This window comes from Mycobacterium sp. URHD0025, assembly GCF_000426065.1.
In the GTDB taxonomy this organism is placed as follows: domain Bacteria; phylum Actinomycetota; class Actinomycetes; order Mycobacteriales; family Mycobacteriaceae; genus Mycobacterium.
This window is the reverse complement of the sequence record NZ_AUEQ01000011.1, coordinates 253,755-272,769: the sequence shown is the minus strand read 5'-3', so window position 1 is coordinate 272,769 and position 19,015 is coordinate 253,755. Positions and strand designations below refer to the sequence as shown.

Annotated in this window: 21 protein-coding genes; 11 read left to right on the top strand and 10 right to left on the bottom strand. The window is 65.8% G+C overall.

The features are described 5' to 3' along the window. Positions 1-98: 98 nt before the first annotated feature. Positions 99-785 carry a TetR/AcrR family transcriptional regulator gene (locus tag H977_RS0118280; protein WP_502691182.1) on the top strand — a complete coding sequence of 229 codons (687 nt, stop codon included), beginning with the start codon at positions 99-101 and terminating at the stop codon, positions 783-785. 22 nt (positions 786-807) lie between these two features. Here the strand turns inward: H977_RS0118280 and H977_RS0118275 are convergent, their stop codons facing one another. After that, positions 808-1,329: a pyridoxamine 5'-phosphate oxidase family protein gene (locus H977_RS0118275; RefSeq protein WP_231395993.1), complete on the bottom strand. Its 522-nt coding sequence runs from the start codon at positions 1,327-1,329 to the stop codon at positions 808-810. 163 nt (positions 1,330-1,492) lie between these two features. Between H977_RS0118275 and H977_RS0118270 the strand changes: the two genes are divergently transcribed. The 5 genes from H977_RS0118270 to H977_RS0118250 all read left to right on the top strand — a co-directional run bounded on the left by H977_RS0118270 (position 1,493) and on the right by H977_RS0118250 (position 7,115). Next, positions 1,493-2,182, top strand: a complete 690-nt coding sequence (locus H977_RS0118270; RefSeq protein WP_231396000.1) for a DUF1906 domain-containing protein — start codon at positions 1,493-1,495, stop codon at positions 2,180-2,182. An 11-nt stretch (positions 2,183-2,193) separates the two neighbouring features. Beyond that, positions 2,194-2,952, top strand: coding sequence for an SCO6745 family protein (locus H977_RS0118265; protein ID WP_029109209.1), 759 nt, complete (start codon positions 2,194-2,196; stop codon positions 2,950-2,952). 12 nt (positions 2,953-2,964) lie between these two features. After that, positions 2,965-3,612, top strand: a complete 648-nt coding sequence (locus tag H977_RS0118260; protein ID WP_029109208.1) for a maleylpyruvate isomerase family mycothiol-dependent enzyme — start codon at positions 2,965-2,967, stop codon at positions 3,610-3,612. A 150-nt stretch (positions 3,613-3,762) separates the two neighbouring features. Continuing rightward, positions 3,763-4,209: an MmpS family transport accessory protein gene (locus H977_RS0118255; protein ID WP_029109207.1), complete on the top strand. Its 447-nt coding sequence runs from the start codon at positions 3,763-3,765 to the stop codon at positions 4,207-4,209. Continuing rightward, the gene (locus tag H977_RS0118250) at positions 4,206-7,115 is read left to right on the top strand and encodes an MMPL/RND family transporter (RefSeq protein ID WP_029109206.1); all 2,910 of its coding nucleotides are present in this window, start codon (positions 4,206-4,208) and stop codon (positions 7,113-7,115) included. Before H977_RS0118255 ends, H977_RS0118250 begins: the two co-directional genes overlap by 4 nt. Here the strand turns inward: H977_RS0118250 and H977_RS0118245 are convergent. From H977_RS0118245 to H977_RS0118235, 3 genes are all read right to left on the bottom strand, one after another. Next, a complete protein-coding gene (locus tag H977_RS0118245; protein ID WP_029109205.1) occupies positions 7,112-7,561 on the bottom strand; it encodes a hypothetical protein in 450 nt (149 codons plus the stop codon). The genes H977_RS0118250 and H977_RS0118245 overlap by 4 nt on opposite strands. Positions 7,562-7,674: 113 nt before the next feature. Beyond that, entirely contained in the window at positions 7,675-8,700 is a 1,026-nt protein-coding gene (locus H977_RS0118240; RefSeq protein WP_029109204.1) for a fused (3R)-hydroxyacyl-ACP dehydratase subunits HadA/HadB, read from the bottom strand. Positions 8,701-8,826: 126 nt separating this feature from the next. Continuing rightward, on the bottom strand, positions 8,827-9,402 hold the full coding sequence (locus tag H977_RS0118235; RefSeq protein ID WP_029109203.1) for a PadR family transcriptional regulator: 576 nt from the start codon (positions 9,400-9,402) through the stop codon (positions 8,827-8,829). A 102-nt stretch (positions 9,403-9,504) separates the two neighbouring features. Here H977_RS0118235 and H977_RS0118230 point away from each other — a divergent pair, with 102 nt between their 5' ends. Next, positions 9,505-9,933, top strand: a complete 429-nt coding sequence (locus tag H977_RS0118230) for a nuclear transport factor 2 family protein (protein WP_029109202.1) — start codon at positions 9,505-9,507, stop codon at positions 9,931-9,933. Positions 9,934-9,937: 4 nt separating this feature from the next. Here H977_RS0118230 and H977_RS33435 read toward each other — a convergent pair whose 3' ends face one another. After that, positions 9,938-11,722, bottom strand: coding sequence for a hypothetical protein (locus H977_RS33435; protein WP_029109201.1), 1,785 nt, complete (start codon positions 11,720-11,722; stop codon positions 9,938-9,940). 184 nt (positions 11,723-11,906) lie between these two features. On the opposite strand from H977_RS33435, the gene H977_RS0118220 reads away from it, so the two are divergent. From H977_RS0118220 to H977_RS0118210, 3 genes are all read left to right on the top strand, one after another. After that, the gene (locus tag H977_RS0118220) at positions 11,907-12,302 is read left to right on the top strand and encodes a hypothetical protein (protein ID WP_231395992.1); all 396 of its coding nucleotides are present in this window, start codon (positions 11,907-11,909) and stop codon (positions 12,300-12,302) included. A 94-nt stretch (positions 12,303-12,396) separates the two neighbouring features. Further along, positions 12,397-12,735 (top strand): ArsR/SmtB family transcription factor, encoded by a 339-nt coding sequence (locus H977_RS0118215; RefSeq protein ID WP_029109199.1) that lies wholly within the window; start codon positions 12,397-12,399, stop codon positions 12,733-12,735. A 3-nt stretch (positions 12,736-12,738) separates the two neighbouring features. Continuing rightward, entirely contained in the window at positions 12,739-13,224 is a 486-nt protein-coding gene (locus tag H977_RS0118210; protein WP_029109198.1) for an SRPBCC family protein, read from the top strand. A 36-nt stretch (positions 13,225-13,260) separates the two neighbouring features. Here H977_RS0118210 and H977_RS0118205 read toward each other — a convergent pair whose 3' ends face one another. The 5 genes from H977_RS0118205 to H977_RS33430 are packed head-to-tail and all read right to left on the bottom strand — an operon-like array spanning position 13,261 to position 18,076. Beyond that, positions 13,261-14,046 carry an MHYT domain-containing protein gene (locus tag H977_RS0118205; protein WP_029109197.1) on the bottom strand — a complete coding sequence of 262 codons (786 nt, stop codon included), beginning with the start codon at positions 14,044-14,046 and terminating at the stop codon, positions 13,261-13,263. Positions 14,047-14,087: 41 nt separating this feature from the next. Then, positions 14,088-14,672 (bottom strand): GTP-binding protein, encoded by a 585-nt coding sequence (locus tag H977_RS0118200; protein WP_029109196.1) that lies wholly within the window; start codon positions 14,670-14,672, stop codon positions 14,088-14,090. Then, on the bottom strand, positions 14,653-15,030 hold the full coding sequence (locus tag H977_RS0118195; protein WP_155946703.1) for a DUF742 domain-containing protein: 378 nt from the start codon (positions 15,028-15,030) through the stop codon (positions 14,653-14,655). Before H977_RS0118195 ends, H977_RS0118200 begins: the two co-directional genes overlap by 20 nt. Then, entirely contained in the window at positions 15,027-15,482 is a 456-nt protein-coding gene (locus H977_RS0118190; RefSeq protein WP_231395991.1) for a roadblock/LC7 domain-containing protein, read from the bottom strand. Before H977_RS0118190 ends, H977_RS0118195 begins: the two co-directional genes overlap by 4 nt. Next, complete coding sequence (locus H977_RS33430; RefSeq protein ID WP_155946702.1) at positions 15,479-18,076, bottom strand: ATP-binding protein; 2,598 nt, start codon at positions 18,074-18,076, stop codon at positions 15,479-15,481. The genes H977_RS0118190 and H977_RS33430 overlap by 4 nt, the downstream gene beginning before the upstream one ends. A 540-nt stretch (positions 18,077-18,616) precedes the next feature. Here H977_RS33430 and H977_RS0118180 point away from each other — a divergent pair. After that, the gene (locus H977_RS0118180) at positions 18,617-18,883 is read left to right on the top strand and encodes a hypothetical protein (protein ID WP_029109193.1); all 267 of its coding nucleotides are present in this window, start codon (positions 18,617-18,619) and stop codon (positions 18,881-18,883) included. Positions 18,884-19,015: the final 132 nt, after the last annotated feature.

Genomic DNA, 19,015 nt, shown 5'->3' with positions numbered 1-19,015 from the left:
CGTCACATACGAGGTTATCCTCAGTCAAGCATTTCTGACGAATTCCTCAACCATGAGGATCGCGATATTCTTGACGATCACGGGGAAGCAGAAGGGGCATGCCGATGACACACGCCGGGCAACCCGCGGATGAGCAGGAGCAGCCGCGCAATCGCTCGTCGCGGCGCAAGCAGCGCACCCGGGCGGCATTGATCTCGGCTGCCATGTCCTTCATCGCGGCGGGCAAACTCAATGTCCCGGTCCTCGAGATCACCCAGGCGGCCGACGTCGGGATGGGGTCGTTCTACAACCATTTCGACAGCAAGGAGCAGTTGTTCGACGCAGCACTGGCCGAGGTGCTCGACACCCACGGTGCGTTACTCGACGAACTGACCAAGTCGCTGGACGATCCGGCGGAGGCGTTCGCGTGCAGCTTCCGCTTGACCGGAAGGTTGTTCCGCCGGCGTCCGCAGGAGAGCAAGGTGCTGTTGTCCAGCGGGCTGGCTCTGCTGTCCTCCGACAAGGGTGTGGCGCCGCGGGCCCGCCGCGACGTCAGCGCGGGCATCGACGCGGGGCGTTTCCACGTTCAGGATCTGACGCTGGCGATGGCAGTCGTAGGCGGAGCGCTGCTCGGTTTGGGCCAGCTACTCCACGACGAACCCGGCCGTGACGATGCCGAAGCAGCCGACGCCGTCACCGAGCACGTCCTCAAGATGCTCGGGATGCCCGCGGACGAAGCGCACCGCATCTGTCAGCTGCCACTGCCCGACATCGACACACTGGTCCGAGCGGGTTCGGCGGCCTGAGCGAACCTCCGGCGATCCGGCGTCAGGAAACACCCGGCCAGAGACGACCCATCATGACGGGGTAACGCACCGGCCGAAACCCGGTGAAGGTGATATCGCGTACTCGGCTGAAACCGGACCACAGCATCTTGCCTCCCTTCGACCATTGCGTCGTGCGGACGCTCTGCCGAACCTGCACGAGCTCGGACGACGTTGCGGGTCGCAGGGCCCCGACTGTGCCGTATAACCGCACAGCGGGCGGCGCGATGAAACGCCCCGCCAGAAGTGAGCGAAGCCAGAACAGGCGCCCACTGTCGACTGCCATCACGCACACCCTTGGGTCGTGATCGACGTTGCGGGCCAGGGCACTGGTGTACTCGTCGAAATAGAAGCCGGTGTAATCCTCGCGGAGGAATATCGTCCCGACCGGTGTGATGTGAGGTCCGCCGTCAGAGTCGGTCGAAGCGATTGCGCAGTGCATGGTCGACTTCTTGGCCCGGCCGACGACTTCCCTGATCGCTGCCCACGCGTCGTCATCGAGCACGGACCGGTCCGCATCCGTCACGCGCACATTGAACCACGGCGGCATGGCCCGAAAGCGATACCAATCCAAGCCAACCGCGGATACGCTTCGGTCCGTGACGCGATCCGCTTCGCGGCGTGAAGTCCTCAGGTATGCAGCGCTGTTCGGCCCGGCATTGGCGCTGCCAGGCGCCCTGGCAGCCACGATGAGTGCGCCGACGGCCGCTGCCGACGGGCTGCAACTCGTCGATTTCGCCGACCGCCTGGTCCAGCCCGAGCAGATCAAGACGGCAGGCTTCGGTGGTGCGTTGGTGTACGTCTCCGAATTGCGGCCGGGGGCAACCTTCGACTTCAAACCGGTCACCCGTGACTACGCCGACCGCCTGCGGGCCGCCGGTCTTCAGATCGTCAGCTGCTACCAGTTCGGCAAGCCCGGATGGCCGACACCGTCGGACTTCACCCGCGGCTACGACGGAGGAGTGGCCGACGCCCGGACGGCGTTGGGGCTGCACACCGCTGCGGGCGGCCCGGCGACAGCGCCGATCTTCTTCAGCGTCGACGAGGATATCGATGCCTCGACCTGGAAAGCCAAGGCGGTCCAGTGGTTTCGGGGCATCAACGCGGTCTTGGGAGTGGCGCGAACCGGAATCTACGGTGGCCGTCGCCAGTGTGGCTGGGCGATCGCAGACGGTGTCATCGGATCCTCGACCAGCCCGGGTTATCGTTGGGCCTGGCAGACGAAGGCGTGGTCACGCGGTGAACGGGAGCCGGCTGCCGTGCTGTTCCAGAGGGAAGTCGTCACCGCGTCCGACCCGGGGTTCGTGATCGATGGCATCCATGTTGATGTGAACGACGTTCTCGCAGCCGATTTCGGCCAGTGGGATCTCGCCAGATAGGAGTCATCGTCATGAGCAACACCGACATGCTGGATGCTGCCGCAGCCACGGGCACCGCAATGGAACAGGCTGTCGCCATCTTCATGCTGCACCCCGAGACGTTCGGTGCCAGCACGGCGGCCGGCTACGAGAACCCGTTGGCGCACTATGTCGCCGGCCGCGGCGGAGTATTGGGCGAGGCCACCGGAGCCACTGTCGGCGCCGTCTTCGCGGTGTTCGAACCGAAGGGGCTCGCGGCGATGTGGGACGAAGGTGTCGCGGTCCGCGGTGCTGCCGGTGCGGCACAACAGTATTGGGCACAGGCCGCGGAGTTCGGCCGCAAGTACCTGTCGGGCACCAAGGGGCTGGACCGTATCGCGGCGCTGGGGGAGAAGGTCATCTCGGCGTCGCCGATCGCGGGGCTGCCGTTGTTCGCAGGCTGGCGCGCGATGCCGTTGGCCGACGATGCCCCTGCCCGGGCGTTGCAGGTGATGTTCGTGCTGCGCGAACTGCGTGCCGGGGTGCACTTCAACGCGCTCACCATCTCGGGCATCGCCCCGGTCGAGGCGCACATGCTCAACAAGGGTCATCAGTACACCACGATGTTCGGCTGGCCCGAACCGTTCGCCGACGGTGCGGACAAGCGGGACCGCTACGCCGAGATCGAGGCGGCCACCAACCGGCGGATGACCGAGATCTTCACGGCGGCTCTCGAACCGGCCGAGGCCGACGAACTCGCCCGGCTGAGCACCGATGCGTTGGCGTCGATGAAGGCCGGAGTCCCCGGCTGAGTGGGCAGCGCCGTGCGGTTGAGCCCTGAGGAACGCGAACGGGTGTTCGCGGCGGTGGCCGACGGTCGCCGGTCGATCGCGACCCTGATCGCGGGCCTCGACACCGACCAACTGGGCACGCCGAGTCTTTGTGCCGGGTGGGACGTCAAAACCGTTGCGGCCCATCTGGTCAGCGATTTCGTCGACGGGTTCTGGGGATTTCTGGCCAGTGGCATTCGCCACGGCGGCATGAACCGTGGCATCGACGCGCTGGCCCGGCGGCGCGCGCGAGCCTCGGCGGCCGAGATCGCCGAGACTTTGCGCAGCCGCGCCGACTACCGATTGAGCCCGCCCGTCACCGGTCCGCTGTCGGGCCTGACCGATGTGTTGGTACACGGTGCCGATATCCGCATTCCGCTGGGCCTTGCGCACCGGCCGGATCCGCAACAGGTGGCGTGGGTGCTCGATTTCCTCACCAGCCCGCGGCAATTCGGTTTCTTTCCGCAGCGTCGCCTGCGCGGTCTCGCACTGCTCGACGAGGACACGGGCCGAACGTGGGGTGAGGGCCAGGTCATCGCCGGTCCGGGCGTCGCGCTGATGCTGGCCGTGTGCGGCCGCACCGTGGCGTTCGACGCCCTGTCGGGCGATGGCGTGAGCGTCCTGCGGTCGCGGCTTCGGTAGCCGGCCGGATTGACTCGGCACACAGCAATCTCCCAGCTACGCACGGGTTGTGGCGCGCGGCCAGGTGCCATAACGTCAACCTGGTTGATTAGCCGTCCTATAGGAATTCAGTAATGTCAGCGCCTGTCGCCGCCCATGAGAGGTTCACGGATGCAGCGGGTTTCGATCGGCCGTCGTCTGGGCCAACGCTGGATGCTTCTGGTGGCGGTCGCCGTCGTCGTGCTGGCCGGATTCACCGTGTATCGGCTGCACGGCGTCTTCGCCTCGCGTGACGTGACGTCGACACCGAGTGGCAGCGCGAACGAGATCGTTCCGTTCAACCCCAAACACGTGGTCCTTGAGGTCTTCGGCCCGCCTGGCACGGTCGCGACCATCACCTACCTGGACGTCGACGCGCAACCACAGCGGGCCGATGCCGTCACGCTGCCCTGGTCCTACGACACGACCACCACCCAACCGGCGGTCGCGGTGAACGTCTCCGCTCAGGGCGACAGCAACTCGATCGGCTGCCGGATCACGATCGACGACGTGGTCAAGGACGAGAGAACAGCGAACAACGTGAACGCCTTCACCTACTGCCTGGACAAGTCAGGATGAGCACCAAGACCTCCCCACAACACCGGGTTCCGGATCTGATCCGGCGGTTCTCGGTACTCATCGCGCTGTTCTGGCTGGGCCTGGCGGTCGTGACCAACGTCTTCGTGCCGCAGCTGGAGACCGTCGCCGAATCGCACAACGTGTCGTTGAGCCCCCACGACGCCCCGTCGTTGCAGGCCGCCAAGCGAATCGGCAAGGTGTTCGACGAATTCGACTCCGACAGTTCGGCGATGATCGTTCTGGAGGGCGATCAGCCGCTGGGTGCCGACGCCCACCACTACTACGACGGGTTGGTCCAGAAGCTCCGGCAGGACACCGTGCATGTCCAGCACATCCAGGATTTCTGGGGAGATCCGCTGACGGCCGCGGGGTCACAGAGTGCCGACGGCAAGGCGGCCCTGGTCCAGGTGTATCTCGCAGGCAATCAGGGTGAGTCGTTGGCCAACGAATCCGTCGATTCGGTGCGCAACATCGTCGAGAACACTCCGCCGCCACCGGGGGTCAGGGCCTATGTCACCGGTGCCGCGCCGTTGGTCACCGATCAGTTCGAGGTGGGCCGTCACGGCACGCTGAAAACCACCCTGATCACCATCGGGGTGATCCTGGTGATGCTGTTGTCGCTCTACCGTCGCGTCACGACGGCGATTCTGGTGATTTTCACGGTGATGATCGAGTTGACCGCGTCGCGCGGTGTCGTCGCCGTGCTCGCGAACGCCGGCATCATCGAGCTGTCGACGTATTCGACCAACCTGCTGACGCTGCTCGTGATCGCCGCAGGCACGGACTATGCGATCTTCATCCTCGGGCGCTTTCACGAAGCGCGATATGCGGGCGAAGACCGCATCTCCGCCTTCAACACGATGTACCGCGGAACCGCGCACATCATCTTGGGCTCTGGCCTGACGATCGCCGGCGCGGTGCTGTGTCTGACTTTCACCCGGCTCCCGTACTTCCAGAGCCTCGGTGTCCCGGCCGGCATCGGAGTCCTGGTCGCTGTGGTCGCGGCGTTGACGCTGGCGCCGGCACTGCTGGTCATCGGCCGCCACTTCGGCCTGTTCGAGCCGGCCCGCCCGATGCGTACCCAGGGCTGGCGGCGGATAGGCACCGCGATCGTGCGCTGGCCGGGCCCCATCCTGGTGGTGACGATCGGGATCGCCCTCATCGGTTTGCTCGCCCTGCCGAGATACAGCACGAGCTACGACGCCCGGCCCTACATGCCCGCGGGTGCCCCGGCCAATGTCGGTTACACCGCCGCCGAGCGCCATTTCTCGCAGGCACGGCTGAATCCGGAACTGCTGATGGTCGAAGCCGATCATGATCTGCGCAATCCCACGGACATGATCCTGTTGGAGCGGGTCGCCAAGGCTGTCTTCCACACCGACGGCATCGCTCAGGTGCAGTCCATCACCAGGCCACTGGGCACCCCGCTGGACCACACGTCGATACCGTTCCAGATCAGCGCGGGCAGCGCGTCGCAGATCAACAATCTGCCGTTTCAGCAGGCTCGCGGGGCCGACCTGCTCAAACAGGTTGACGTGATCAACAATTCGATCGACGTGCTGCGCCAGCAGTACGCGCTTCAGCAACAGTCGGGCGCCATCACCGATGAGCAGGCCAAGGCGTTCCAGCAGACGGTGGCCACCGCGCAGAACCTGCGCGACAAGATCGCCGATTTCGACGACCAGTTCCGCCCGCTGCGTAACTATTTCTATTGGGAGCCACACTGTTTCGACATCCCGATGTGTGCGGCGCTACGGTCGGTGTTCGACGCGCTCGACGGCATCGACGCGCTGACCGATCAGCTGGCAAGCGTCTCCGGCAGTATCTCCAAACTCGATGCGCTGCAGCCGAAACTACTCGCGTTGATTCCGCCGCAGATCGCCAGCCAGCAGGCCAATCGCGACCTGACGCTGACCAACTACGCCACCACCTCGGGTATCAACGACCAGACGGCGGCGGCGCTGAAGAACGCCACCGCCCTCGGGCAGGCGTACGACGCGTCGAAAACCGATGACTCCTTCTACCTTCCGCCCGAGGCGTTCACCAATCCGGAGTTCCTGCGCGGCCTGAAGCTCTTCCTGTCACCGGACGGCAAGGCTGCCCGCATGATCATCACTCACGATGGTGATCCCGCTACGCCCGAAGGTATTTCGCATATCGATGCGATCCGGCACGCCGCACAGGGAGCGGTCAAGGGCACCCCGCTGGCGGGGTCCAAGATCTACCTCGCCGGTACGGCGGCCACCTACAAGGACATCCAGGACGGCGCGAAATACGATCTGATGATCGCGGGCATCGCAGCGCTGAGCCTGATCTTGCTGGTGATGATGTTCATCACCCGGAGCATCGTCGCGGCAGCCGTGATCGTGGGTACCGTGGCCCTCTCACTGGGCGCCTCGTTCGGGCTTTCGGTCCTCATCTGGCAGGAGCTTCTCGGCATCCAGTTGTACTGGATCGTGTTGGCGCTGGCCGTCATTCTGCTGTTGGCGGTCGGGTCGGACTACAACTTGCTGCTGGTCTCCCGGTTCAAAGAGGAGATCGGCGCCGGAGTGAACACCGGCATCATCCGGGCCATGGCGGGTTCCGGCGCGGTGGTCACATCGGCAGGCGTGGTGTTCGCGGCCACGATGGCGTCGTTCGTGTTCGCCGATCTGCGGATTCTCGGGCAGATCGGAACCACGATCGCGCTCGGTCTGTTGTTCGACACGCTGATCGTGCGCTCGTTCATGACGCCGGCGATCGCCAGACTGCTCGGGCGCTGGTTCTGGTGGCCGCTGCGGATCCGTCCCCGCCCCGCCAGCCAGATGCTGCAGCCGTACGGATCACGTGCATCGGTTCGGCAGCTGATGCTCTGGGAGGACGGCGACCCGGTCGCCGGATCGCCGCGGCAATCGGGTCCCGGCTAAACCGCCGGTTCGGTGACCGGAACTTCTTGCAGGTTCCGCTTCAACCGCGCCACCCGGCGCAGCTGTGCGGCCATGTTCATCGACGTCAGCATCGGGATTCCGCCGATGAACGTCCGGAACGAGGGATGGCCGCCGTCGAGGTGGAGCATGAACAGGCAGCCGACCACGTAGAAGAAGCCCATGGTGAACAGGGCCGCGGGGATGGCGTAGGCGAGCGGTGACCGAGCGTCGGAAACCAATTCGGTCGCGTAATCCACTTCGTCTTGTGACAGCGGCTCGCGTTTGCGGAGTTTGGCCAGCACCGCCTTGTGGGCGCCCACCTTCTCGCCCAGCGGATGCGACGTCCGTCGCTCCATCCGGCCGATGTACACGAATACGCCTGTGGCGAAGACGATCTCGAGTACAGCGGCCAAGATCGTCAGATCGCCCCACGGACCGAGATTCATCCGGCGGCTCCTCAGCTCAGTGCGTGCGCAACCCCTGAAACGCTACCTGATCTAAGTAATCTCGGTGGCGCTCGACGGTGCTCACAGGAACCTGACAGGGCCGCGAAGCGGGGTCAGCTGAAGCGGACGTTCATCGTGGCCAGCCCGAAGATCTTCTTGCCGCCGGCCTTCGCGGAGACGACGATGACGCCGCTTCGGGTCTCGGGGTCCAGTGATTTGATCTTGCCGCTGAACTCGATGTCGGCGCCCTCCTTGGCCGACACGATGGCCGGCTGGGACAGCCGCACCGCATACCGGGTCACGGCCCCTGGATCACCGGTCCAGGTGGAGACGAATCCGGCACCCAGACCCATGGTCAGCATGCCGTGGGCGATCACGTCCGGCAGCCCGGCCAGTTTGGCGATGTCCTCGTCCCAGTGAATCGGGTTGGCGTCGCCTGCCACGCCGGCGTAGTTCACCAGGTCACCGCGGGACAGCCGGGTGTGGTGTACCCCCAGCTCGTCGCCCGCCTTCACGTCATCGAAGGACGGTGTCCCCGGGGTGCGGGTCATCCCGGCCTGGGCGATGCGGACCTCGCCTTCGGGGCGCACGGTCTTCTGGTACTCGTCGTCGTTGATCGCGAAGAGGTCGACGTCGTGCATCATCGCCCGCTGCACCGCCGTCTTGATCTCCGGGTTGAGATCCTCGGCGGTGACACCGACGACGGTGGTGTGCAGCGTGTGCACCACCTCCCCGGCGGTATCGGTGAAGGTGTTGGTGACGGTGATCATGTCGCGGCCGGCGATCCGGCGCACCGACGACAGTTCGACGTCGACATGCAGTTCGTCACCGGCCACGATCGGGCGGTGCTGCTCGAAGACCTCTTCGGTCTGCAGGTAGGTGTCATAACCGACGACGATCGACTCGAAGAGGTGGCGGTTGGCCGCCATGGCCGGGGTCGACGTGAAGGTCAGTGGCGCGACCAGTCCGGAGTAGCCCAGCTTCGCGGCGGCGTCGACGTCCCAGTGTGCGGGGTGGTAGTCCTGCACGGCACGGGCGTATTCGCGTACCTTCTCGCGGCCGACCAAATAGCGGCCGTCCACCTCGTAGTAGTGGCCGACGCGGGCTTCGAGCTCCGAGGCGTCTGGTGCTGCGGTCATGAATTCGCTCAACTTTCCGGTCGGCTTGTTCGCTGAAGCCGACGAAAGCACAGTAACGTCTGGTCGCCGCGGCAATCCACATCGGTAGGCGTTGCCTGTTGGGGTCCGCGGCGCCACCAAAGACTGTCATCCACGGGGTCGGTCCGCCGCCGCCAGTCGCTGTTCGATGGCCGCGAGTGCCTGCCCGGCCCAGGCGATGTTCTCTTCCTCGAACCGGATTCCGCGCAGCAGCGTCAGATAGGGGCCGATGCGCTCGGCCTCGGCCAGGTACACCTCTTCGGTGCGTCCGGCCAGCAGGTGGCTCTGAACACGGTGGTAGCGCGCGAGTTTGGCGGCGGCCCACTGCCGGCGCTCGGCGAGCGCGTCGCGGACCGCCTCGATGTTGCCGGTGTCGACCGCTTGGACCTGGACCAGCAGGTCCTCGCGAATCGCTCCGGGTTTCGGCGGGAGCGCGGTGTACTCGAGCAGGGCCTGCCTGCCCTGGTCGGTCAGTGAGTAGAGCCGTTTGTTGGGGCGCCGGTCCTGTTCGATGAGCCGGGCGGCGATGAGGCCCTCTGCGGCCATGCGATCCAGTTCGCGGTAGAGCTGCTGAGGTGTGGCCATCCAGAAGTTCGCGACCGACGCATCGAAGCCTTTGGCCAGGTCATAGCCCGATGCTTCGCCGTCGAGCAGCGCGGCCAGGACTGCGTCGCGTAGCGCCATGAGCCGATGCTAGCAGCGAAGTGATTATTCAAAATGTTGACTATCAAATGGCCCGGCGCCTAGCATCGGCGCCAGCGATGTACCGAATGATGGAGGTGTCATATGCATCCGTTCCGGGAGGCAGTGGAAGCGCGTGACGAGGCCGCGATCGAGGCGCTGCTGGCCGACGATGTCGTGTTCACCAGCCCGGTGGCGTTCAAGCCGTATCCCGGCAAGCCGATCACCGCGGCGATCCTGCGTGGGGTCATGCGGGTGTTCGAGGATTTCCGGTACATCCGCGAGATCGCCGATGCCGGCGGGCACGATCATGCGTTGGTGTTCGAGGCCACGGTCGACGGCAAGAAGATCACCGGATGCGACTTCCTGCACCACGATGACGACGGCAAGATCGACGACTTCATGGTGATGGTGCGGCCCCTGTCCGCGGCAACCGCTTTGTCCGAGGCCATGGCCGCACAGTTCGATCGGATCAAACAAGAAGCCGCGGAACAGATTCAGCGGGAGTCCGCTCAGACTTCCACTGCGGTCTGATCATTCACGGCTTGATCAGGGTCCCCGCGTCCGACGCGGCCTTCTGCAGTTCCGGAATCGTCATGTCGGCGTAGTCGGCGTTGACCGGTCCCGATGCGTTCCCCAACCACGGCACCACGCCGGGGTCAGGGTTGACACCCAGGTGATAGGCCTGGATCCCGGGCAGGTGGTACTGCAGGAAGTTGACCAGGATGTCGGCGACGAAGATGGCGCCTCCGATCGGTCCGGTGCTCAGCAGTGCCGTCGAGTTCATCAGCGGTATGGCGGCATCGGGATTGCCGATCATCACGATCGATCCGTAGTGCGGCTTGCTGCCTCCGCCTGGCACGTACTCCGGCATGAACGGCTGCAGTCCGGGCAGATCGGTCGAGAAATAGGCGGCGGTGTCGCCGTAGGTGAGGACGTTGACGAACCCGGAGTCGGCGCCGTTGCCCGGGACTGTGGAGTTGAGCCCGGGGCTCTCAAATGCGATGCCGCCCAAGCCCGTTTGCTGAGCGACATAGGACGCCTCCCACCCGCCCAGTGAGTGCCCGGTGAGGAAGATGTCTTCCTTGCGGTAGCCCTGTGCGATGGCGGCGGCCTCGACGTCCTGCTCGAAGTCCAGCGAGTCGGTGAAGGCCTGCGGCGTGGTGTCGGTGAAGATCACCTGCGTATCGGCGATCACCTGGGACACCGCGATCAGCGGATTGTGCAGCAGGTTGGTTCCGCCCGTCGTGCCCTGGTAGGCGATGATCACCTGGCCTTCGGGCGTCACCCATGCCTTGGCGGACATCCCCGACAGCACGTTGGTGGATTCCATCTGCCTGCCGTCGACCACGAACGGCTTCAGGTCGCCGGGGGTGCCGCCGTACACGTACTCCGCGCTCGCGGCGTTGAGGAACTGCGACACCGTCGGTGTCTTGCCGGCGGTGGGCCCGTGGTAGATCATCGTCGGTGGCACCGGCTGCGCCGCAGGGGTTTTGGTCAGTCCCAGCTGGCCTTCGATCTCGCGGAACGCCGCGAACACCGCGTCGTTGATCGGCGCGAAGTTGAGCGGGCTGTCGGGGCCGTCGGCGGAGACGGTGATGTCCAGCACCTGCAGCACCGTGTTGACGATGCGGCCCGGCAGTTCGGCGATCTTGGCGATCGGCGACAGCGGCTCCGGGGGATTGGGAGTGGTCTCGGTCGTGGTGGTTACCGCGGCGACTTTCGCGACCGGCAGGGCCGTATGCGCGGTGGCCTTCGGGGAAGCGGGGAGAACCGCGGTGATTTCGGGCAGCGCAGCCTTGCTCGGCGTCGCCCGCGACATCGCGGTGCGGATTTCCTGCCGGACGGTTGATGCCGGCGGCGCGAGGACCGCGAAGCGCTTCGTTGTGCTCGGTGAGGCGTCGGGCTTCGCCGCAGGCATGTCGGTGGCCCGGACCGGGTCCGGCGGCTTGATTCCGCGCAGCTTTCCGCGAACGATGTCGGCGATCGAGTCCTGCTGCGGCGCTGTCCGATCCGGCCGTGTCGATGACGAGGTGTCGTCGTTCTTCGACGACGACGGGTCGGCGGTTCTCGCTGCCGGCGACGTTCGGTTCGGCCGGGTGCCGCGCCGGTCGGCCGGCTTCTTGGGCCCGTGGCCGGCCGCCGTGCCCGAGTGGCTCGACGAGTGGCCTGGCGAGGCCGACGAGCCGGTGGTGCCGGGATCGGCCCATGCCACTGGATGCGCACTGGCAGCCGCGATTCCGATACCGATGGCCAAGACCGAGAGGCCGTACCGCAGCGGTATCCGTCCGGCGTTCTCCGGGCAGCGCGCACTGTTCACCATTACCGATGTCCCCCTTGACATTCCGCGATGGTGTCCGGAGCTGCCGCAGCGGGAATGCCGGCCGTCGCGAACACACGCCGGCCCAATATATGACAACGCGTGATGCCAGTCTCGGTTTTGGCGGTCAATGTGGCGCCCCGTCGTCGTAGTCTCAGCTATGCGCCGATGCGGGAGTCTGGTCTGGGTGAGTGTCAGTGTGGTGTCGGCCGCCGCGGTGGCCGCCGGATGCACCACGACTACGGGAACGCCCGTGGCGAAGACGACGAGCGCCACGGCGTCCGAGTCTCCCGAGGCGGCCCCGCCGACTGGTGCACCGGTGGGCACGGCGGTCATGAAGGTGACCGGCGGCAGCGCTCCGGTGACCATCCGCTACCGGATCAATGGTGGTGCGGAGCAGACGGAGACGGATGTGACGCTTCCGTGGGAAAAGCAGTACTCCGTCTACGACGAACTGGAGTCGGAAGTGGCCGCGGACGGCGGGAGCGCCCCACTCACCTGCACGATCATGATGGACGGCGACAAACTTGTGTCGTTCAAGACCGAGGTGAACCCGGTGTGCAACTTCTCCTATTGGGGTTAGTCAGGGCCACTGGGTGGTCGGTCGCACCCGATCGCCCAACCGGTGGCGCCTGCGCTCTTGACAACATACAACCAAATGGTTGTATGTTGGTGAGGTGACCGAGAGCGATGAGGACCGGGCAGACGCCCTGTTCCACGCGCTCGCCGACCGGACCAGGCGAGACATCATGCGCCGGGTGCTGGCCGGGGAGCATTCGGTCTCGGTGCTTGCGGCGAAGTACGAGATGAGCTTCGCCGCAGTGCAAAAACATGTCGCCGTGCTGGAGAAGGCCGGGCTGATCACCAAGCGACGCAATGGTCGTGAGCAGCTGGCCAGTGGCGATGTGGAGGCAGTGCGGTCGGTGGCGTCCATGTTGACTGAGCTGGAACACGTTTGGCGTGGCCGCATCGCACGCATCGATGAACTGATCGCATCAGATACCAAGGAGGACTGAACCATGCCCGTAACCGATGTCCAACACGACCTCGACAACCTGACGCTCACCATCACCGCCGACTTCGCGGCGCCTGTACAGCGCATCTGGCAGGTCTACGCCGATCCGCGTCAACTGGAGAAGGTTTGGGGGCCGCCGACCTGTCCCGCGACAGTGGTTGACCACGACCTCAAGCCCGGCGGCCGCACCACGTACTTCATGACCGACCCGGACGGCAACAAGTACGCCGGATACTGGGACATCACCGCTGTCGACGAGCCGACGAGCTTCTCGTTCGATGACGGTTTCGCCGATGCGGACTTCAAGCCGAATCCCGATATGCCGGTGTCCAAGAACGTCTACACCTTCGCCGAGCACGACGGCGGAACTCGGGCGGTCTATGTGGCCACCTACGAGTCGGCCGATGCGCTTCAGCAGGTGTTGGACATGGGCGTGGTCGAGGGGGCCACATTGGCGATCAACCAGATCGACGATCTGATCGCAGGCTGAGGTCCTCCGCGTCCGCTCGCCGAGAGGTGGCCGGGTCTACCGGTGTCGTCCGCCCGCCGCGGCGACGGGGCGAGGCTCGGATTCGCTGTCCTCGCCACTGGTGTCGGGTGCCAGCATCACCGCGGTGATCGGGACGACGAGTGCGAGAAGACCGATCACGAAGACCGGGAACAGGAACGAGAACACCTCGGGGCCACCGGGAACCGGCATCGTGTGGTCGACGTTCACCCGCACCGCGGCCATGCCGGTGTAGTGCATGCCGACGACGGCGACACCCATCACCAGGCCGGCGACGAATCGCAGTCCGCGTGATTCGAGGACGAGGGTGAACCACAACGCGGCCGTCGCCGCGACCACGGCGATCACGAAGGAGAGGACGACAAGGGTGGTGTCGTAGGTCATCGTGCCCTGCATCTGCACTGCCCACATGCCGGTGTAGTGCATCACCGCGACCGCCAGTCCGGTGATCACACCGCCGGCCAGCAGGCGGCGCAGATCGAACTCCCGGCCGATGGTGATCAGTCCGACGAACACCGCGGCGATTGCGATGACGGCCGAGGCGACCGTCCAGCCCAAGTGGTACCGGACCATGCTGCTGGGAATCGCGAAGCCGAGCATCGCGATGAAGTGCATGAGCCAGATGCCCACTCCGCCAATGGCGATCGAGGCCATCAGCAACCAGCGGAGCCGATCGCGTCCGCTGGTTGCGGTGGCACCGCAACGGGTGCAGGCCAGACCGACGACGGACCCGGTCACCGAGACGATGTACGCCAGGAACAGCAGCCAGAGGCCCATGTCGAAGTGATGTACTTGGTGGTTCATGGTTGGTTCCTCGAGACTGTGGGACTGGTGGGGCGGTGGAGCTAGAACGCTGTGGACGGCAGGCGGTCCAGCGCGTAGGAGGTGACGGCGATAAGCGCGTTTTTCGCCGAATCACGTTCCCGTGCATCGACGTTGATGATGGGTACGTTCGGTGAGACGGACAGCGCCTCACGCAGCTCGTCGATGCTGTGGGTGGGGGAGTCGTCGAACTCGTTGACGGCGATCAGGAACGGCAGGCTGCGGGCCTCGAAGAAGTCGACAGCCGCGAAGCTGTCCTCGAGCCTGCGGGTGTCGACGAGCACCACGGCGCCGATCGCGCCATGGACCAGGTCGTCCCACATGAACCAGAACCGCCGCTGCCCGGGTGTACCGAAGAGATACAGCACCAGGTCGTCGGCGATCGTGATGCGGCCGAAATCCATGGCGACCGTGGTGGTTTCCTTGCCGGGGATCGCCTCGAGGTCGTCGTGGCCCTGCGAGGCGTTGGTGACGAGCGCCTCGGTGCGCAACGGCACGATCTCCGACACCGAACCGACGAACGTGGTCTTGCCGACGCCGAAGCCGCCGGCAATCACGATCTTCGTCGATGACACGGTGGGGCCGGAGTCAGAGTGCGCGTAATCCACTGAGGGTCCTTTCGATCAGTAGGCGCCGTTCTGCAACGGTCGAGCGGTCGGTCAGGGTGGCGTGGACGCGTAGGTGGCCGCTGTCCACCAGATCGCTCACCAGTACTCGCGTCACCCCGATGGGTAGGCCGGCGTAGGCCGAGATCTCGGCGATCGACGGCCGGGTCTCGCACAGCCGGACGATGACGGCGGGGATGTCGCCCGGCGCGCAGTCGAGGTCGGCGGCTGACAGCAAGGCCTCCACCGGCGCTTCGATCGGCACCTCGACCCGGGCTCGGGTTCGTCCGCCGGTCAGGGTGTACGGCCGCGCGCGACTCGCGGACCGTTTCTGGTCGGGTCTGTCCATGCTCAGGGTCATCGAGCTCCATGGGCGGCGCGCGGGGTCGCCTCGACGGTCTTGCCCACCCGGTCGACCAACAACGCCATCTCGTATCCGACCTGTCCGATGTCGCACGAGATCGAGGCCAGGGTGGCCAGATACGAGCCGTTGCCGACGCCCATCAACAGCAGGAACCCGTCGTCCATCTCGACGATCGACTGCCGTACGTTGCCGGCCTCGAACAATCGGGCGGCACCGGTCGACAAGCTCGCCAAACCTGAGGTGACCGCGGCCAGTTGCTCGGCACGATCGGCCGGGAGGTGGGAGTTCGCGGCCATCAGCAGTCCGTCCGCCGACACCAGGATCGCGTGGGACACACCCGGCACGTCACGGACGAAGTTCGACACGAACCAGTCGAGGGTGCCTGAGGTTTTCGACCGTGTTGCAGCAGACTCCGCGGACCGTTCATGTGGTTGCGTGCCGGTGTTCATCGATCTCCTTCGATTCGGCTCTGTGCTGCGTCGGTCTCGGCCCGGCCCCTGCGTACGCCGGCCAACTGTCGGCTCAGGATGTCGCGGATGGCCGCGGGATCGTTGGACCCGTCGGCCCTGGCCTGGGTTTCCGATCTTGCCTCATCGGGCACCAGGCGCGCTCCGCGTTCGCGAATCGGCAGTCCGGATGCGGTGTGCCGCTTCGGTTCCTGCTCGACGGCCTTGGCCGCGGCCTCCCAGCCCGCGTCGGCGGAGCTGGTCCATACCCGTTGGCGGGATTCCGGCGCCGTGGGATCCATCAGCCATTCCGAGGCCATCCGCTCGAAGATCGGCGCACTCTCCAAACTTTCCGCATCGACGTCGAGCCACGTGGATTCTGTAGCTGATGGGGGTTCCGGGCTCGGTGGATTCGAGATGGCGGATTCGGAATTGCCCGAGGTGAAGTAGGACAGCGGATTCCCGCGCTGCTGCCGCTCGGGTTCCTCGGCTGCGGCGGCCGGCGCCGGGGCGGTGAGCCCGTTCGAAGGGGCCGGGAAGCCGTTCACGCCACTGGCGCCGGGCGAGCGTTTCGGCAGTCCGTTGGTGGTCGCCCGGACCGGGGCCTCGGCTTCGCGCTCGGGCTGCGAGGTGGCTTGCGAGCCGCTCGTCTGGCCGAGCGTGCCGGCTGCGAGTGCGCCCCGCCCGTCTCCGGCGGAACCCGACCGGGATTCTCCCGGGGCAGGTTCGGCGAACGAGCCGGTGCGCAGGTCGTCGAGGGTCTCGGTCATCCCGATCGCTGAGATCAGCGTCCCGGGTAGGTGCACGCTCGCCGTCACACCGGGCCGATCGGTCAGGGCTGCGGTGGTCCGCAGCCGCACCGTGGCCTCGTGGCGTCGCGCCAGCCGGCCGACCACGAAAAGGCCCATTCGCTTGGCGGTTTCGGACGTCACCTCACCACCGAGCGCGAGGCGTTCGTTCGCTGCGGTCAAGTCGTCCTTGGACATGCCCAGTCCCCGGTCGGCCACCTCGACCAGCAGGCCGGCGTCGACCGCGCGCCCGACGGTCACCATCACCGGTGACTCGGGCGGCGAGTACCGCAGCGCATTGTCGAGGAGTTCGGCGATCAGGTGGCCGATATCGCCTGCCGCCGAACCGGCGATCGAGACGTCGGCCATGTGGCCGACCTGCACCCGGCGATACTCCTCGACCTCGGACATCGCGGCGCGCAGCATGTCGGGCAGGGCAACAGGGGGCGACATGCGGTGGCGTTCCACGGTGTCGGCGAGAACCAGCAGGTTGTCGCCGTTGCGGCGCATGCGCGTCGCCAGGTGATCGAGCCGGAAGAGGTGATCGAGCCGGACGGGATCTTCCTCGTCGAGCTCGAGGGTCTCGATGAGTGCCAGCTGCTCCTCGACCAGTGACCTGCTTCGGCGCGACAGGGTTTCGAACATGTCGCCGATCTGCAGGCGGACACCGTGCTCACTGGCGAGGCGAACCGCCTGGGAGTGGATGTCGTCGATCGCGCGCGCGAGCTGACCGACCTCTTCGTTGGTGCGGAAGGGCAGCGTCTGGATCTCCGGCATGCCGCCGCCCTTGCTGAGCCGTTCGATCTCCTCGGGCAGCTCGACCTGTGCCACCTGCAGTGCGCCCTGGCGCAGCCGGCCGATCGAGCGGATGAGTGAACGCCCGACCGCGAGAGCGAAGACCAGGGCGGCCAGCACGGCGCCGAGGATGATCGCGGTGTCACGCAGGGCATCGGACCGCAACACATTGGCTCGGTGGTGCAGCGTGCCGTCGAGATCGGCGGACAGGCGTTGCGTCATCGCGCGGTATTGATCGACGCTTGCCCGCATCGCGCCGGTGAACGCGGGCGCGTGCACGCTGTCGCCGGAAGGTTCGGTGTAGGTGTGGCGCCGGACGTCGGATTCCTTGGATAACGTCGCGACTTCGTCGGTGGGTGTCAGCCGGCCGAGTCGGTCTATGGCGGCTGCTTCCGCACCCGCGGCGTCGGCCACCTCGGTGCGTAGCTCGTCCGAATCGCCGAAATCGGGGGCGGCGATCAGGACCCGCTGCGTCGTCAATGCCCGTTGCGCGGTCAGTGCGTCCACGAGTTGGTCCGCGAGCGGCCGCACGACGCGGTCATCGACCGTCCCGGTGGTCGTGGCGATCGCGGACACGACGCCGGACGCCACGTTGGACGCGCGCTCGGCGATCACCCGCTGCGGCAGCGGGCCCGATGTGAGGTCGTCGCGCAGCGTCTTGGCGGTCGACGACGCTGTCGTCAGCTGCGCCGCGGCTGTCGGGTCGAACTCGGCGGAGGTGATCAGAGCGTCCAGGGTCTTCGCGCTCTGGTCGAACTGTGCGAGGGGCTCTTCGAGCGGTGCGCCCGAGGCGGCCGCGTAGGCCAGGCCGTCGAGCCGGTCGACCAACTCCACCGCGGGCACGACGATGACGGCGTTGTCGGACGCGAGGTTCAGCCGCGAGGCGGCCGACAGCTCGTTGTAGATACGGACTGCGCCGAACGTCGCCGCGAGCAGGATCGGCAACACCAAGGTCGCCGCGACCTTCCATCGCAGCGGCCAGCTTTCGATGGACGCGCGGGACGCCCGAGTCACGGTCGGACGCGCATGTTCTCCGACGCTCGGATCATTCGCATCCACAGCCGTACCACCCTTCACCGAGCTAATTGACGTTCCAGCAGGGGAGCTCGGCCACCGGACAGGGTAAGGGATAGGTAACGATTCTGCATCGACGGGGCTAACGGCGGCGCGTTCGCTGGCGCGGTTCCTTAACTTGTGTGCACTTCCGACGTGCGGGTTTCTTGCGAATGTAAGAAGATGCTGCGATTGTGGCAGGCCCCTCGGACAGGGACCTGTCGCGTCGGCCGATGCGGGATTGCTGGCAGTGCCTGCCGCGATGATCTTGATCGGTCGATCAGGGACTTTGGGCGTCCGCCGACAGCAAACAACTGCGGTGGAAGATGTCAAATCGGTGAGTGTGAAATACGTCTCTGTCGGCGATCTTTCAGTGTGTAAACGCAGCTTAAGAGGGATCCTTAAGGTGTACACGGCCAACCCGATGCTTCGTCTCAGCTTGGCCGAGCACGCTTGGCACTGTGTAGAAGTGCCGTGAAGCTCCGCTGGAGGTCAGGGAAAATGGCGACAAAAGCTGCCGGCTCGACGGTCATCGAGTTGGCGACACATCCACTCTGGTGTTCGTCGCAGCGCTACTCCCGTGAGCTCGCCGCGGCCAAGCGCAGGCACCCATCGTCTTACCGGCCCGAGGCCGACGACGACGCGACCGACCGCGAATCTCAGCGACCGCTGCCCTCGGGCTTGCGGGCCAACAACCTCGTGACCCCGCTTTCGTGCGCTCGGGTCCTCGCGTTGAACTCGGCGGCCGGCGAGCTCGTCGGGGACTGATGCCGCGGCTCGGTGCCGTGGCCGAAACGTGACGAACGCTTGACCGAATTGCCTACGTGTGACTACACATTCGGACAGCTGCGAACCAATACCATGACAACGTTCAAGATCATGGGGACATCGCAGAGGGAT

Bases quoted from the DNA above. Each gene is read 5' to 3' on its own strand.
- H977_RS0118280 (WP_502691182.1), top strand. From the start codon at position 99: ATGCCGATGACACACGCCGGGCAACCCGCGGATGAGCAGGAGCAGCCG.
- H977_RS0118270 (WP_231396000.1), top strand. From the start codon at position 1,493: ATGAGTGCGCCGACGGCCGCTGCCGACGGGCTGCAACTCGTCGATTTC.
- H977_RS0118265 (WP_029109209.1), top strand. From the start codon at position 2,194: ATGAGCAACACCGACATGCTGGATGCTGCCGCAGCCACGGGCACCGCA.
- H977_RS0118255 (WP_029109207.1), top strand. From the start codon at position 3,763: ATGCAGCGGGTTTCGATCGGCCGTCGTCTGGGCCAACGCTGGATGCTT.
- H977_RS0118250 (WP_029109206.1), top strand. From the start codon at position 4,206: ATGAGCACCAAGACCTCCCCACAACACCGGGTTCCGGATCTGATCCGG.
- H977_RS0118245 (WP_029109205.1), bottom strand. From the start codon at position 7,561: ATGAATCTCGGTCCGTGGGGCGATCTGACGATCTTGGCCGCTGTACTC.
- H977_RS0118240 (WP_029109204.1), bottom strand. From the start codon at position 8,700: ATGACCGCAGCACCAGACGCCTCGGAGCTCGAAGCCCGCGTCGGCCAC.
- H977_RS0118235 (WP_029109203.1), bottom strand. From the start codon at position 9,402: ATGGCGCTACGCGACGCAGTCCTGGCCGCGCTGCTCGACGGCGAAGCA.
- H977_RS0118230 (WP_029109202.1), top strand. From the start codon at position 9,505: ATGCATCCGTTCCGGGAGGCAGTGGAAGCGCGTGACGAGGCCGCGATC.
- H977_RS33435 (WP_029109201.1), bottom strand. From the start codon at position 11,722: ATGGTGAACAGTGCGCGCTGCCCGGAGAACGCCGGACGGATACCGCTG.
- H977_RS0118210 (WP_029109198.1), top strand. From the start codon at position 12,739: ATGCCCGTAACCGATGTCCAACACGACCTCGACAACCTGACGCTCACC.
- H977_RS0118205 (WP_029109197.1), bottom strand. From the start codon at position 14,046: ATGAACCACCAAGTACATCACTTCGACATGGGCCTCTGGCTGCTGTTC.
- H977_RS0118195 (WP_155946703.1), bottom strand. From the start codon at position 15,030: ATGACCCTGAGCATGGACAGACCCGACCAGAAACGGTCCGCGAGTCGC.
- H977_RS0118190 (WP_231395991.1), bottom strand. From the start codon at position 15,482: ATGAACACCGGCACGCAACCACATGAACGGTCCGCGGAGTCTGCTGCA.
- H977_RS0118180 (WP_029109193.1), top strand. From the start codon at position 18,617: ATGGCGACAAAAGCTGCCGGCTCGACGGTCATCGAGTTGGCGACACAT.